The sequence below is a fragment of the Arsenophonus endosymbiont of Crataerina pallida genome (assembly GCF_964020125.1).
Classification (GTDB): domain Bacteria; phylum Pseudomonadota; class Gammaproteobacteria; order Enterobacterales; family Enterobacteriaceae; genus Arsenophonus; species Arsenophonus nilaparvatae.
In genome coordinates, this window is sequence record NZ_OZ026540.1 from 2,342,907 (window position 1) to 2,358,521 (window position 15,615).

The following is a 15,615-nucleotide window of genomic DNA, read 5'->3' on the forward strand; positions in this document are numbered from 1 at the left end:
ACTGAGTCACTCATCTGAAACCCGAACAGTTGTCCGTACTCCATAACGCATTTGCAAGGATGGGTAATCATGAGTCAGCCAAATCCACTTTGTGTGGGTATTGATGTTTCTAAAGCAACGCTGGACATAGCAGCCAGCTGTGATATTGCACAGTTTACGGTCAGTAATGACTCTGACGGTTTTGATGCCATTATCGCCGAATTGAGAAAGCATTCGGTGGTGTTGGTTCTGATGGAGGCAACTGGCGGGCTTGAAGCTACTGTGGCCTGCTCGCTCCAGGCTGAAGGCTTTGACGTCACTGTGATCAATCCCAGACAATCCCGAGACTTTGCCCGCGCTATGGGCTATCTGGCAAAAACTGACCGTATTGATGCCAAAGTGCTTGCACAAATGGCAGAGGTTATTAATCGACATCCGGAGCGAGAGCGCTTTATCCGGACTCTGCCAAATGCAGAACGTCAGGTTCTTGCTGCGATGGTCGTACGCAGACGCCAGTTGATTACAATGTTGGTGGCAGAACGTAATAGGCTGTATACTGCACATCCACAGAATAGAAAAAGCATCAACATCATCATCAAGGCGCTGGAAGATGAACTTGCCAGAATCGATGAGGATATGAACAACCACATAAGGAACCACTTTAAGGATCTGGCCGCTAGGCTGAGCAGCATTAAAGGGGTTGGTACCATGACAGTTGCTGCGTTGTTGGCGGAGCTTCCCGAACTGGGCAGCCTCTCGAGGCGAGCTATTAGCGCGCTTGTAGGCGTTGCCCCCATAAACCGGGACTCGGGTACCATGCGTGGTCGGCGAACCATATTTGGCGGAAGGGACGGAGTCCGAACAGCACTTTATATGGCCGCGCTTGTAGCAACTCGCTTTAATCCGGTGATAAAAGCCTTTTACATGCGTCTGCTTGCAGCGGGAAAAGCCAAAAAAGTGGCGCTGGTCGCCTGTATGCGCAAGCTGCTGACTATCCTGAACGCGATGCTCAGAAAGAACGAAGAATGGAATGAGTCGTACCATCACGTTTCTCCATAATTTTAACGTTCAAGACAGTTGCTTATTAAAAGGAATTGAGCCATCACTGAGATGAGGCGATCCTTTTGATCTTGTACTAAAGGCAATCAATCCATCAGTGTCGTCAGTTCTACCAAATAATAAGCTACCATATTGATATCCCTGATCATTATGGCTATAGCCTAAGGTTAGAATAGCACCATGAGATTGCTCTGGAGCCAGCAGATCTCGTGCATTAACTGTTTTTAAGGCGATAGTACCACCAAGGGCTCCACTACCATCTTGTAGGCTATTACTACCTTGAATAGCAATGATTTTTTTTATAAACATTGGGTCTAGAAAGGTGCCGGTGATTGTTCCAGCATCAATATCTTGCCGAATACCGTCAATGGTTATGAGAACCCCGGAACTTTCATAACCTCGCATGTTTAAATTTTGGCCATTAGTACTACCAAAGCCAGAGAGGCTGACACCGGGAATGTTTCTTAATAAATCTAATGCGTTAGATGCATATTGATATTTTGGCTTGCTAGTATCAATTACCGTATATGTTTTAGCGGTAGTGGATATATTTGGCATTGCTTGATCAGCGTATACGGTAATGGTTTTATCGTCTGCTTTTGCCCAGGATGGCTGCGGAATCAGCATTCCGATGATACAAGGTACGCCATATAGTGAATATTTAATATAATTAATTGATTTTAAGGCGGTTTTTTTCTTGAGACCCATAGGTATCCTTCCCTATTGTTATAATAGATCTAAAAATTAGCTGCCTGATAGTAGTTAGGTGGCTTGGTTTTGATTATTTTATTTGGTTAATATTAATTTTCCTGCTCTGGTCTGGCGTAATTGATAAATTTCACCTTGATGGTAGATATTAGCAACTCCTTTTTGATCCAATAAATGTTGGCTATTGATGGTATTAATCATCTGGGTTGTTATTTGTTTTACATCTGAATTTAGTAAATTACTTTGTCTGAGTTTGTTCATATCGAAGAGGTATAACTAAATAATGGTAATGATAATTATTATTGTTTTGTTGTTAATCAAGGTTTTTCATCTGCAGATAAACCGTGATAAAGTGAAATAATGATAAATAATTAAGAAATTTATTTTAAAAACAACAAAATAGAATTATTCTCATAAAGGATGGTTGAAAGAATATAAATAATTTTTATAAAGCAGGATTATTATTTTAGATGGTATTAGAATAATCAGTAATATTTATCTGTTTTTTATAGTTTTTTATTCATTCTTTGAGCAATAAAATAGATAATAAATATGTTTTTTAATCTAAATGCAATTATATAATAAAATGTTATTATTTTAAATAATAGATTTTATTTGTTTATATTATAGTCAAAATATATCGTTCAAAACTTTTATTTGATTTTCATGGTATTCCATTCACTTATTTATTGTTAACTTTAGGTTATTTTTACTATTTTATTTATATTCAGTGACGTTAAAAAAATAACATAGTTGAAATTTGTAAATTATATGTTTAATTATAGCTGGACGGATGACAGACCAGATTATGATATAGAATAAGGTTTATTTACTGTTATATAATAGAAATCAAATAATAATATATGGTATTAGATAATCAATTGAGTGGTAAATGAATAACAGGTAAAATTTATGCATGTTTTATTATTAATCAATGTTTGGCAGGCTTAATTAAAAATATGAATATTTATAGGTAAGTATCTTACTTTATAGCAGATGCGCTTTAGATTATTATAAATAAAAGTCAATAATATCATTATAAATCAATTGATTATCATTAATATTACTATTTGCAATAGAAAAAAAAAGCCTATCATGGGCTGACAGGCAAAGACTACACACAGCAATATTCTGTAGGTTTCATGATTTTTTATTGCATAATAATGCTAGGAATATTGAAACCAATAATTTATAAAGAGGTTAATCTATAAGCATTATATTAAGATAACTCTAAGGTTTTATCACTAAGAATTATCTCAATAAAAATTTAACTTTATAGTATAATTATATAAGATTATTATTTAATCATACTAATGTTAAAATTAATGAAATTTAATTGTACGGTATTAATCGGTATTTTGGAAAATTTTTAGCGCAACAAATTTCAAATAATTTAAGTATAATGATTAACAAGAATATTAATTAAGTCAATCATTTTAATTTAAGGATCTTTCTTATATAAATTAGATTTGGTTAAATTATTTGATAACTTAGTTGGTTTCGAAACCTCATTCATCCAGGCGGTTAGTAAATTATGTGAGACAGCTAAAACGACTGGACCAATAAAAAGACCAATTACGCCAAATGATAAAATTCCACCAATAGCGCCAATCAAAATAAGTATCATTGATAAATTCGCCCCCATTCTTATTAAAATAGGACGTAGTACGCCATCCATTGTTGCGACAATTATGCTCCATACAATCATAATAATGGCCCAGCTGGTATTGCCTGACCAGAATAACCATACTATGGAGGGTACCATAATCAATAATGGTCCAAGTTGGGCAACACAACATACAAAGATAAGAATTGTTAATATCGCAGCATAAGGAATATCTGCTAAAGCTAAACCAATACCACTGGTAATTGCTTGTATTAATGCGGTAACTACTACACCTAATGCAACAGCGCGAATTGATTGGCCTGCAAGTAGGATCGCGGTATCGCCTCGCGTACCTGCCAGGCGAATGGCAAAATGCCGAATACTTAATATAACACTTTCTCCCTGCAAATAGAGTAATGCACTAAATAGTAACATTACGACAAGATGAAACACGAAACGCCCGGCATTAATGGCTTGCGCTAAGAACCAGCTGGTTGCTTCTCCAACATACGGTTGTAGTTTAGCAATTAATGTATTACCGCCATTAGCGACCAATGTATGCCAACCATATGACAAGATGTCATTATGGGCAAAATGGTGACTTTGGTTGTTTTCAACGCTAAGTTTAATATGACTAAAATGACTATTATCACCTATATTAGCGGTCAATCGACTGCCTGTCAGATGCGGCTTATCATCAACAGAAACAAAATGTTCAACAACCTGCGATTTGCAATTGGCACCAATCTCTAAATGATAGCGATAGTGACTAGTATTAACATAATTATGGTGATTTGAACCAGAGGTAATATTCAATATATAGAGCGGTTTTTCTACCTGTTGATTAGCGGCCAATTTAATCATTAGGGGTTGAGCGGCCAGACTCTCAGTTAAATACAGGAATATTTCATCGGTCACGATAGGCGCTGGAAGCTGTGCTTGCGCATCCATCATTTGAATTTGATAAGGACCAAAGTTATCACTACTTAAGTCAGGGATAAGACATCCATCAAACAAAACAATTCGCCAGCCGTCAAGGGAGATAGCCAGCTGTTTTAATTGCTCAGCAGTAATTGTGTTAACTTTATCACTATTTAATTGGTATTGAGCGTTAAGTACTTTTGCCAACGGCGTATAATGCCACTCTTCATGGCGAAATGGCGGAAAACCAATTTTCTCTACCTGCTGCCAATAGGCCTGAGCTTGTTTTTCATTTGCTCTCTTACTGGCATAAAAAAGTGTCGCAAAGCTTTTTAGCGCCTGTTGATTTAACTTTGTGACTTGCTGCTGTTTTTCTGCTCTTTCACTGTTGGTCAATAAGCCAGCCATAGCCTTGTACCTCCAGTTTTTTGGCCAAGGTAAAATCACCTGATTGAATAATTTTGCCTTGATGGAGAACATGAACAAAATCAGGCTGTACATAATCCAAAATACGCTGATAGTGAGTAACGATGATAAAAGCTCTTTCAGGGCTACGAAGTGAGTTCACGCCATTAGCCACAACTTTTAAGGCATCAATATCAAGACCCGAGTCAGTTTCATCTAAAATACATAACTCAGGCTCTAACGCTGCCATCTGTAAAATATCATTGCGCTTTTTTTCTCCACCAGAGAAACCGACATTTACTGATCGAGTAAGTAAATCTTTCGGCATATCAAGTAGTTCAATTTTATCTTCAATAAAATCCTGAAAATCAAATCTATCTAGTGGTGGCTGCTTACGATACTCTCTTACTGCATTAACCGAGGTTTGTAAGAAAAATTGATTACTTACGCCAGGAATTTCCACTGGATATTGAAAGGCTAAAAATATACCTTCTCCTGCACGTTCTTCCGGCGATAACTCAAGCAAATTTTTATTTTTGAATAGAATTTCACCCTGTTCTACTTGATATTCTTCACGTCCTGCCAGTGTCGCTGATAATGTACTCTTGCCTGATCCATTAGGCCCCATGATTGCATGTACTTCACCCGCTTTTACTTCTAGATTTAATCCGTTAAGAATTTGATTACCTTCAATACTGACATTTAAATTTTTAACACTTAACATTTCATTGGCCTTTGAATAACTGAGTATTCTTTTAATAGGAACCATCAACCCACACTATGCTCCAAACTAATTGCTAACAATTTTTGTGCTTCAACGGCAAACTCTAATGGTAATTCAGAAAAGACATCTTTACAGAAACCATTTACGATCATCGAAATGGCGTCATCCTCACTAATACCTCGTTGCAAACAATAAAAGAGTTGATCTTCACCAATACGAGATGTTGTAGCTTCATGCTCTAACTGTGCGCTACTATTTTTTACTTCAATATAAGGAAAAGTATGCGCGCCACATTGAGTGCCAATTAACATAGAATCACATTGGGTATAATTTCTGGCATTTTCTGCCGTCGGTAAAATCTTTACTAAACCGCGGTAACTATTTTGACTACGACCAGCTGAGATCCCTTTAGAGATGATGGTGGAATGCGTATTCTTACCAATATGGATCATTTTTGTACCGGTATCAGCCTGTTGATTACCATTGGTTAATGCCACTGAAAAGAATTCCCCCACCGAATTATCCCCTTGCAAAATAACACTAGGATATTTCCAAGTAATAGCCGAACCTGTTTCAGACTGTGTCCAGGACATTTTGGCATTCTCACCCTCGCATAAGGCGCGTTTGGTGACAAAGTTTAAAATGCCACCGGTTTCACTTTCACCACCTGAAAACCAGTTTTGTACGGTAGAATATTTTACTTCAGCATCTTTATGAATAATAACTTCAACTACCGCAGCATGTAATTGATAGCTATCTCGCACCGGAGCAGAGCATCCTTCAATATAACTAACGTAACTACCTTCATCAGCAATCAAGATAGTGCGCTCAAACTGACCGGTCTTAGCTGAATTAATACGGAAATAGGTTGATAATTCCATCGGGCAACGAACTCCTTTTGGCACATAAACAAATGTCCCATCAGAAGCGACAGCAGAATTTAATGCCGCAAAAAAATTGTCTCGATTAGAAACGACCGTACCAATATATTTTTTTACTAACTCAGGATACTGTTGGATAGCTTCACCAAAAGAGCAAAAAATAATACCCAGTTTCGCTAATTCGCTACGATAAGTTGTTGAAACAGAAACAGAGTCAAAAATAGCATCTACCGCAACCAATTTACCCTCACGGACTGGTACACCAAGTTTATTGAATGCTTCTTCAACTTCGGCGGTCAGATAATTATTGCTATGCTCATCCCCACCCGCTGCCGATGAATCAGTTTCAGTTTGACAAGTATCATCGCAACTATTGCAGGATGGCGCTGCATAATAACTATATTCCTGGTAGTTTAAATCAGGATAATAGCCTTTAAGCCAGTGGGGTTCTTCCATACCCAACCAATGTTGATAAGCCTCTAAACGAAACTGCAACATCCAATCAGGTTCATTACGTTTGGCTGAAATCGCTTTGATGACCTCTTCATTGAGACCTTTAGCTAATTCATCCGTTGCAACCTGAGTGAAAAACCCCTCTTTATAACGATGCTCCGCTATCCATTGTTGAACATCATCACCAATTTCTATATTACGCTGTGACATAATTTAATTCACTTAAATACCAAAGCTTTCACCACAACCACAAGCGTGTTGAGCCTTAGGATTATTAAATTTGAATACTTGATTAAGTCCCTCACGAACATAATCAACCTCAGTACCATCAATAAATGGCATTGCTTTTAGAGGAACAAAAAGTTTGGCGCCATTATTTTCAAACAGCAAATATTCTTTAGTTGGATTATCTATCAATGTAATGACATAACCAAATCCTGCACAACCTGATTGCTTGATATTAAGAGATAATCCCTGACTAGCAGGATTTTTTTTCATTAATTTAAGAATTTGAGCAGCTGCTTTATCGGTTATGGTAAGGCCCTGCCAAGTTGTTTCATTCAAAGAAAAAGTATCAACATGCTCTGCCATTATTGACCTCACAAAACTAATATTTTGACTAGATTACACTATCAATGTAACTAGACTTTTTTTGTTTAATATTATATATGGTAATGATAACATTTCTCACTTCAACCATTTATTTTAAGCGGATATTTTTATTAGAGTGTTTTTTCAGCAAAAAGTGGCGTTTATTTTACTGTTTTTTTACGATTCCTAATTTATCAATCATATTAACATGTTGATAAACATTAAAAAAATAAAATAAACTCGCAAATTCAGCAATATTTAACGTGACGAACAAAGTATCGCTAAATCATCGAGTTTTTGTCGTTTAGTTATCTTTAAGTGCTAATCATTAAATGATTACTGTTGTCAAACGACAAATACAACTCAGTCTTAATTGTTCATCAAAGATTTTTATCGACCAGACTTGTCGCCGGCGACCTAGATGAATTGCACTACATACGCCACGTACTTTTCCTGAAGATACCGGCCTAATATGGCTAGCATTAATTTCGGTGCCAACTACTTTTTGATTATCTTGAGTGCAGAGATAACCAGCTATCGAGCCTAACGATTCGGCTAATACCACCGAAGCACCACCATGTAGTAATCCAAACGGCTGCATGGTACTTTGATCAACCGGCATTGTTGCTTCAATAGTATCGTCACTGATACTTAACATAACAATCCCTAAATGGGATAACATGCTGTTATCACTCCAACTATTAATTTCTTCGAGGGTATAAGAACGCTGCCAAATCATTTAAATATCTCCAATAACGCTTGTAAAGGATGTTTTATTGTTTCATTTTCAATTCGTTTTACTTGACTGCGACAAGAGTAACCTGTTGCTAGACAACGTGTTTTGGGTAATTTTTGTAATCGATTTCCCCAAGATAAGGCATAAATTCCCTTTGAATTAGCCAGATGTTTAACCTCATGACCATAAGTTCCTGCCATGCCGCAACAACCAACATTAACATTAATAAGTTGACGACCAAACTGAGCAAAAATTTTAATCCATTGTTGGGCACTATCAGCTAACAATGACATTTCGGTACAATGCCCTAATAGATACCATTTTTCAGCCGTTAACTTCGCTGCTGGCTTTGGCGCTAATACTGTCATCAGCCACTCATTAACTAATTTAACTTCGAATTTATCCCGTTTATTACCAAGGATCTGGCTATATTCATCGCGATAACAGAGCACTAAGGCTGGATCAATACCGACCATCGGAATTGATAATTGCGCTAAGCGGTTAAGAAAATCCGCTGTTTTTTGCGCTGTTTTGGCAAAACGGGTTAAATATCCTTTAATATGCAACGCTTTTCCATTAGCAGAAAATGGCAACAATATAGGCCGATAACCTAATATTTCAATTAAATGTATAAAATCTGCAACTACCCTTGCATCATAATAACTAGTAAATGGATCTTGGACGACAAAAACAAATTGGCTGCGAGTCTCTTCAGGTAAGCTTTCTAATTGTGGCAATGACAGAGACAATGCTGCATGACCAGCCAATTGTTGTTGTAAACTGGGTGTAGACAGTTGAGGAAAATCCGTTAGTCCAATCACCTTGTGACCTAGGGTTTGTATCCACCCTTGCCGTAATATAAAATTAAACCAGCGTGGTTGTTTTGCCATCAGCGGCAAAGTTAATTCAATATTGGCAACCACGTAGTCACTAATTGGTCGCAAATAACGACTATAATAGAGGGCTAAAAATTTTGCCCTAAACGTGGGAACATCAATTTTAACTGGGCATTGGGTTGAACACGCTTTACAGGCTAAACAACCCGCCATCGCCTCTTTTACTTCATGGGGAAAAATCATACTGTCCACTCTTAGCTCGCAAGGTATGGTATAGGCGTGTTATTTTTTGCAGCCAAGAGAGTTTATAACTATTAATATCTTCTGCAAATAACGCTAAGTTTACGCCTTGCTTAACCTGTAATCTTAACCATTCTCGCATTAATGTTGCTCGGCCTTTTGGCGAATGAATTCGTTGCTGGGAAATTTTCATTGAAGGACACATTGGACTATTAACGTCAAAATTAAAGCACAAGCCATTACCATTACAGGCCATAACCTGCTCAAATGTTTCCCTCACTTTGATCGGGATAGTGCGATCATAAGTTCCTCTTTTTACAGCATCGATAGGCATTAACGGGAGCGCTACATTAATTGATGAGCATATTTTTCCTGGGTTTAATTGATTAAAGGGATCAAATGCGGTTTTAATTTGACAGAGTATTTGATAAAGCTTTTCACCAAAAAATTGTGGGCCATAGGCGGAGCGAAAACCTTTACCGTGTTCCCCCCATAATAAGCCGCCATATTTAGCAGTAAGTTGAGCAATTTGATCTGAAATTTGTTTCATTAATACTTCTTGTTGAGGATCACACATATCCATCACCGGGCGAACATGTAATACCCCTGCATCAACATGTCCAAACATGCCATAAGCTAAATTATTGCGGTCAAGCAACGCACGAAATTCAGCAATGTAATCGGCTAAATGCTCCGGTGGCACGCAAGTATCCTCTACGAACGGTATCGGTTTTGCTAATCCTTTGGTATTAGCCAACAGGCCAACTGCTTTTTTTCTCATTCGTATAGATATTTTCAATATCTGCTAATTGATGGCATATATGATAATCAAGGATCCCCGAATTACCGGCTTGAATTAACTTATCCAATTGTGAACATAAACGGGTTAATTGTTGATTAATTTTTTCTTCACTATCCCCACTAAATTCAACAATATTTAATGCTGATAATTTTTTGTCATCAACATCGTTAATTAATTTACTCACTGAATGCCAGATAATATCATCACGCGCTAAAGAGAGGATTTTAGTATCAACCGTTTCCACTGATAATGCTTTGGCTGCCACCATAACTGGTGCATTCCGTAACGCTGAATCAAATGAGTCATACTTTATATTAACTAATCGTCTTATTTTAGGTAATGGAGTAATATTTAGCTTAGCTTCGGTAATGAAAGCCAGCGTCCCTTCAGAGCCGGTTAAAATTCGGGTTAAATCAAATTGCGTCATAGTATCGTCAAACACGTGTCGCAAATCATAACCGGTTAAAAATCTATTTAATCGCGGAAATTTAGCCAAAATTAGCTGTCGCTGCTGACGACAATGGTGATAAACGGTGCTATATATGCGACCAATAGTTGATTGCTGCTGTGAAAAACGCTCCGCCAACTCAACTGTCATCGGATAGGTTTCTAATACCTCTCCACCAAGTAAAATAGCTTTAACACTCAGTACATGATCCGATGTTTTACCATAAACTAATGAGCCTTGACCTGAGGCATCAGTATTGATCATGCCACCCAAAGTGGCTCGGTTACTGGTTGATAATTCAGGTGAAAAGAAATAACCATAAGGTGCCAAAAATTGGTTAAGTTGATCTTTTATCACACCAGCTTCGACTCTAACCCATTTTTCTGCCACATTAATTTGCAAAATTTTTTGCATATAGCGCGACATATCAACCACAATGCCTTCAGTCAAAGCCTGGCCATTGGTCCCTGTGCCACCACCTCTGGGTGTAAAGGTTAATGACTGAAATTGTTTATCAATGGCAAGTTTCGCCAACAATTGAACATCGCTAGTCGAACGTGGATAGACAACAGCTTGAGGTGTAAGTTGATAAATACTATTATCTGTTGCCATTGATAAACGTTCAGCATAACTGGTGGTTAAATCTCCGCTAAAACCTCGGTCTTTTAATGTCGTTAAATAGGTTGTTATCTGCTGACTGATTTGATGAGCGCGTCCTATACGTGGGATCATTATACTAGTAACTCTTTTTAATTAGTGTTCACTTTGCAATTTATGTACTATCTTTAATTGAGAGTACATACCAGACAAAATTTGGTAATTAACATTTTGTAAACAATACAATTTCCATCATCACCCTACTTTTATTAGATACAAAAAACATGATTAATCATGTAATAGACAATTGATAATATGCACCCATCATTCTTTATAATCAGGCTAATATATGGAAAAAGCGCAATCCCCTAATGATTTACCCAAATTCATTTTTAGCATAATTGCTATTTTATTGATGATAGCTGCATGTTTTTGGGTATTGAAACCATTCATACTTGGTTTTCTCTGGGCAGGCATGGTGGTTATTGCAACCTGGCCATTATTTAAAAAAATTGAAAGTAAACTATGGCATAAAAAATGGCTAGCAAGTATAGCGATGACTCTATTAGTAATATTATTATTTGTTATTCCTTTTGCAATACTAATTGGTAGCATTATTCAAAACAGTGGCCCACTGATTGAATGGGCAAAATCACCAACTGAAATTAGATTACCCGAGCTATTGTGGTTAAAAAACCTACCCTTTATAGGTAATAAACTCTTTTATGGTTGGCATACATTGGTCGCTAATGGCGGTAATACATTAATTGCTAAACTACAACCGTATGTTGGAGAAGCAACCAGCTGGTTCTTAGCGCAAGCCATTAATGCCGGGCGTTTCGTGTTTCATCTTGTCGTAATGTTACTATTTAGTGCATTACTCTATTTGCAGGGAGAAAGTGTTATATTAAGTATTCGGCATTTTGCCATTCGCCTGGCAGGTACGCGAGGCGATACCGCGATCCTACTTGCAGGCCAATCAATTCGCGCTGTTGCATTAGGTGTAGTAGTTACCGCATTAATACAAGCAATTACCAGTGGTATTGGTTTAGCTTTAGCAGATATTCCTTATGCTGCGATATTAACAATTCTTATCTTTGTATGTTGTGTTGCCCAACTTGGACCATTATTGATTATGGTACCCTCCATAGTATGGTTATTCTGGTCAGGCAATACCAGCTGGGCCATTATTATGATTGTATGGAGCATAATTGTCGCAACAATGGATGGCGTACTACGTCCTATTTTAATAAGAATGGGGGCGAATTTATCAATGATACTTATTTTGATTGGCGCTATTGGTGGAATTTTATCATTTGGCGTAATTGGTCTTTTTATTGGTCCAGTCGTTTTAGCTGTCTCACATAATTTACTAACCGCCTGGATGAATGAGGTTTCGAAACCAACTAAGTTATCAAATAATTTAACCAAATCTAATTTATATAAGAAAGATCCTTAAATTAAAATGATTGACTTAATTAATATTCTTGTTAATCATTATACTTAAATTATTTGAAATTTGTTGCGCTAAAAATTTTCCAAAATACCGATTAATACCGTACAATTAAATTTCATTAATTTTAACATTAGTATGATTAAATAATAATCTTATATAATTATACTATAAAGTTAAATTTTTATTGAGATAATTCTTAGTGATAAAACCTTAGAGTTATCTTAATATAATGCTTATAGATTAACCTCTTTATAAATTATTGGTTTCAATATTCCTAGCATTATTATGCAATAAAAAATCATGAAACCTACAGAATATTGCTGTGTGTAGTCTTTGCCTGTCAGCCCATGATAGGCTTTTTTTTTCTATTGCAAATAGTAATATTAATGATAATCAATTGATTTATAATGATATTATTGACTTTTATTTATAATAATCTAAAGCGCATCTGCTATAAAGTAAGATACTTACCTATAAATATTCATATTTTTAATTAAGCCTGCCAAACATTGATTAATAATAAAACATGCATAAATTTTACCTGTTATTCATTTACCACTCAATTGATTATCTAATACCATATATTATTATTTGATTTCTATTATATAACAGTAAATAAACCTTATTCTATATCATAATCTGGTCTGTCATCCGTCCAGCTATAATTAAACATATAATTTACAAATTTCAACTATGTTATTTTTTTAACGTCACTGAATATAAATAAAATAGTAAAAATAACCTAAAGTTAACAATAAATAAGTGAATGGAATACCATGAAAATCAAATAAAAGTTTTGAACGATATATTTTGACTATAATATAAACAAATAAAATCTATTATTTAAAATAATAACATTTTATTATATAATTGCATTTAGATTAAAAAACATATTTATTATCTATTTTATTGCTCAAAGAATGAATAAAAAACTATAAAAAACAGATAAATATTACTGATTATTCTAATACCATCTAAAATAATAATCCTGCTTTATAAAAATTATTTATATTCTTTCAACCATCCTTTATGAGAATAATTCTATTTTGTTGTTTTTAAAATAAATTTCTTAATTATTTATCATTATTTCACTTTATCACGGTTTATCTGCAGATGAAAAACCTTGATTAACAACAAAACAATAATAATTATCATTACCATTATTTAGTTATACCTCTTCGATATGAACAAACTCAGACAAAGTAATTTACTAAATTCAGATGTAAAACAAATAACAACCCAGATGATTAATACCATCAATAGCCAACATTTATTGGATCAAAAAGGAGTTGCTAATATCTACCATCAAGGTGAAATTTATCAATTACGCCAGACCAGAGCAGGAAAATTAATATTAACCAAATAAAATAATCAAAACCAAGCCACCTAACTACTATCAGGCAGCTAATTTTTAGATCTATTATAACAATAGGGAAGGATACCTATGGGTCTCAAGAAAAAAACCGCCTTAAAATCAATTAATTATATTAAATATTCACTATATGGCGTACCTTGTATCATCGGAATGCTGATTCCGCAGCCATCCTGGGCAAAAGCAGACGATAAAACCATTACCGTATACGCTGATCAAGCAATGCCAAATATATCCACTACCGCTAAAACATATACGGTAATTGATACTAGCAAGCCAAAATATCAATATGCATCTAACGCATTAGATTTATTAAGAAACATTCCCGGTGTCAGCCTCTCTGGCTTTGGTAGTACTAATGGCCAAAATTTAAACATGCGAGGTTATGAAAGTTCCGGGGTTCTCATAACCATTGACGGTATTCGGCAAGATATTGATGCTGGAACAATCACCGGCACCTTTCTAGACCCAATGTTTATAAAAAAAATCATTGCTATTCAAGGTAGTAATAGCCTACAAGATGGTAGTGGAGCCCTTGGTGGTACTATCGCCTTAAAAACAGTTAATGCACGAGATCTGCTGGCTCCAGAGCAATCTCATGGTGCTATTCTAACCTTAGGCTATAGCCATAATGATCAGGGATATCAATATGGTAGCTTATTATTTGGTAGAACTGACGACACTGATGGATTGATTGCCTTTAGTACAAGATCAAAAGGATCGCCTCATCTCAGTGATGGCTCAATTCCTTTTAATAAGCAACTGTCTTGAACGTTAAAATTATGGAGAAACGTGATGGTACGACTCATTCCATTCTTCGTTCTTTCTGAGCATCGCGTTCAGGATAGTCAGCAGCTTGCGCATACAGGCGACCAGCGCCACTTTTTTGGCTTTTCCCGCTGCAAGCAGACGCATGTAAAAGGCTTTTATCACCGGATTAAAGCGAGTTGCTACAAGCGCGGCCATATAAAGTGCTGTTCGGACTCCGTCCCTTCCGCCAAATATGGTTCGCCGACCACGCATGGTACCCGAGTCCCGGTTTATGGGGGCAACGCCTACAAGCGCGCTAATAGCTCGCCTCGAGAGGCTGCCCAGTTCGGGAAGCTCCGCCAACAACGCAGCAACTGTCATGGTACCAACCCCTTTAATGCTGCTCAGCCTAGCGGCCAGATCCTTAAAGTGGTTCCTTATGTGGTTGTTCATATCCTCATCGATTCTGGCAAGTTCATCTTCCAGCGCCTTGATGATGATGTTGATGCTTTTTCTATTCTGTGGATGTGCAGTATACAGCCTATTACGTTCTGCCACCAACATTGTAATCAACTGGCGTCTGCGTACGACCATCGCAGCAAGAACCTGACGTTCTGCATTTGGCAGAGTCCGGATAAAGCGCTCTCGCTCCGGATGTCGATTAATAACCTCTGCCATTTGTGCAAGCACTTTGGCATCAATACGGTCAGTTTTTGCCAGATAGCCCATAGCGCGGGCAAAGTCTCGGGATTGTCTGGGATTGATCACAGTGACGTCAAAGCCTTCAGCCTGGAGCGAGCAGGCCACAGTAGCTTCAAGCCCGCCAGTTGCCTCCATCAGAACCAACACCACCGAATGCTTTCTCAATTCGGCGATAATGGCATCAAAACCGTCAGAGTCATTACTGACCGTAAACTGTGCAATATCACAGCTGGCTGCTATGTCCAGCGTTGCTTTAGAAACATCAATACCCACACAAAGTGGATTTGGCTGACTCATGATTACCCATCCTTGCAAATGCGTTATGGAGTACGGACAACTGTTCGGGTTT

At 36.8% G+C, this 15,615-nt stretch carries 11 protein-coding genes, 2 other RNA genes and 2 pseudogenes; 5 read left to right on the forward strand and 10 right to left on the reverse strand.

Annotated features, from left to right (window positions below):
* Positions 1-69: 69 nt before the first annotated feature.
* Positions 70-1,038, forward strand: coding sequence for an IS110 family transposase (locus AACL31_RS12495; protein WP_339053074.1), 969 nt, complete (start codon positions 70-72; stop codon positions 1,036-1,038).
* Positions 1,039-1,047: 9 nt separating this feature from the next.
* Here AACL31_RS12495 and AACL31_RS12500 read toward each other — a convergent pair whose 3' ends face one another.
* The 9 genes and pseudogenes from AACL31_RS12500 to ydiJ all read right to left on the reverse strand — a co-directional run bounded on the left by AACL31_RS12500 (position 1,048) and on the right by ydiJ (position 11,121).
* The gene (locus AACL31_RS12500; RefSeq protein WP_310512813.1) at positions 1,048-1,746 is read right to left on the reverse strand and encodes a TonB-dependent receptor plug domain-containing protein; all 699 of its coding nucleotides are present in this window, start codon (positions 1,744-1,746) and stop codon (positions 1,048-1,050) included.
* A 78-nt stretch (positions 1,747-1,824) separates the two neighbouring features.
* Positions 1,825-2,007, reverse strand: a complete 183-nt coding sequence (gene hemP, locus AACL31_RS12505; RefSeq protein WP_310512812.1) for a hemin uptake protein HemP — start codon at positions 2,005-2,007, stop codon at positions 1,825-1,827.
* 817 nt (positions 2,008-2,824) lie between these two features.
* An RNA gene (gene rprA, locus AACL31_RS12510) (antisense sRNA RprA) lies at positions 2,825-2,933 on the reverse strand.
* A gap of 254 nt (positions 2,934-3,187) precedes the next feature.
* Positions 3,188-3,922: pseudogene (ydiK, locus tag AACL31_RS12515) on the reverse strand (AI-2E family transporter YdiK); the annotation flags it as partial.
* Between the two features lie 733 nt (positions 3,923-4,655).
* Entirely contained in the window at positions 4,656-5,402 is a 747-nt protein-coding gene (gene sufC, locus AACL31_RS12520; protein WP_310512808.1) for a Fe-S cluster assembly ATPase SufC, read from the reverse strand.
* Between the two features lie 44 nt (positions 5,403-5,446).
* Complete coding sequence (sufB, locus tag AACL31_RS12525; protein WP_310512809.1) at positions 5,447-6,946, reverse strand: Fe-S cluster assembly protein SufB; 1,500 nt, start codon at positions 6,944-6,946, stop codon at positions 5,447-5,449.
* Positions 6,947-6,958: 12 nt separating this feature from the next.
* The gene (sufA, locus tag AACL31_RS12530; protein WP_310512816.1) at positions 6,959-7,330 is read right to left on the reverse strand and encodes a Fe-S cluster assembly scaffold SufA; all 372 of its coding nucleotides are present in this window, start codon (positions 7,328-7,330) and stop codon (positions 6,959-6,961) included.
* A gap of 325 nt (positions 7,331-7,655) precedes the next feature.
* Complete coding sequence (locus AACL31_RS12535; RefSeq protein ID WP_310512810.1) at positions 7,656-8,066, reverse strand: hotdog fold thioesterase; 411 nt, start codon at positions 8,064-8,066, stop codon at positions 7,656-7,658.
* A pseudogene (ydiJ, locus tag AACL31_RS12540) lies at positions 8,063-11,121 on the reverse strand (D-2-hydroxyglutarate dehydrogenase YdiJ). Before ydiJ ends, AACL31_RS12535 begins: the two are co-directional and overlap by 4 nt.
* Positions 11,122-11,335: 214 nt before the next feature.
* On the opposite strand from ydiJ, the gene ydiK (AACL31_RS12545) reads away from it, so the two are divergent.
* The 4 genes from ydiK (AACL31_RS12545) to AACL31_RS12560 all read left to right on the forward strand — a co-directional run bounded on the left by ydiK (AACL31_RS12545) (position 11,336) and on the right by AACL31_RS12560 (position 14,585).
* Positions 11,336-12,445, forward strand: a complete 1,110-nt coding sequence (ydiK, locus tag AACL31_RS12545) for an AI-2E family transporter YdiK (RefSeq protein WP_310512811.1) — start codon at positions 11,336-11,338, stop codon at positions 12,443-12,445.
* A 254-nt stretch (positions 12,446-12,699) separates the two neighbouring features.
* Positions 12,700-12,808: antisense sRNA RprA (rprA, locus tag AACL31_RS12550), an RNA gene on the forward strand.
* A gap of 817 nt (positions 12,809-13,625) precedes the next feature.
* Positions 13,626-13,808: a hemin uptake protein HemP gene (gene hemP, locus AACL31_RS12555; protein WP_310512812.1), complete on the forward strand. Its 183-nt coding sequence runs from the start codon at positions 13,626-13,628 to the stop codon at positions 13,806-13,808.
* Between the two features lie 78 nt (positions 13,809-13,886).
* The gene (locus AACL31_RS12560) at positions 13,887-14,585 is read left to right on the forward strand and encodes a TonB-dependent receptor plug domain-containing protein (protein WP_310512813.1); all 699 of its coding nucleotides are present in this window, start codon (positions 13,887-13,889) and stop codon (positions 14,583-14,585) included.
* Between the two features lie 9 nt (positions 14,586-14,594).
* On the opposite strand, the gene AACL31_RS12565 is transcribed toward AACL31_RS12560, so the two are convergent.
* Complete coding sequence (locus tag AACL31_RS12565) at positions 14,595-15,563, reverse strand: IS110 family transposase (RefSeq protein ID WP_339053074.1); 969 nt, start codon at positions 15,561-15,563, stop codon at positions 14,595-14,597.
* Positions 15,564-15,615 lie beyond the last annotated feature (52 nt).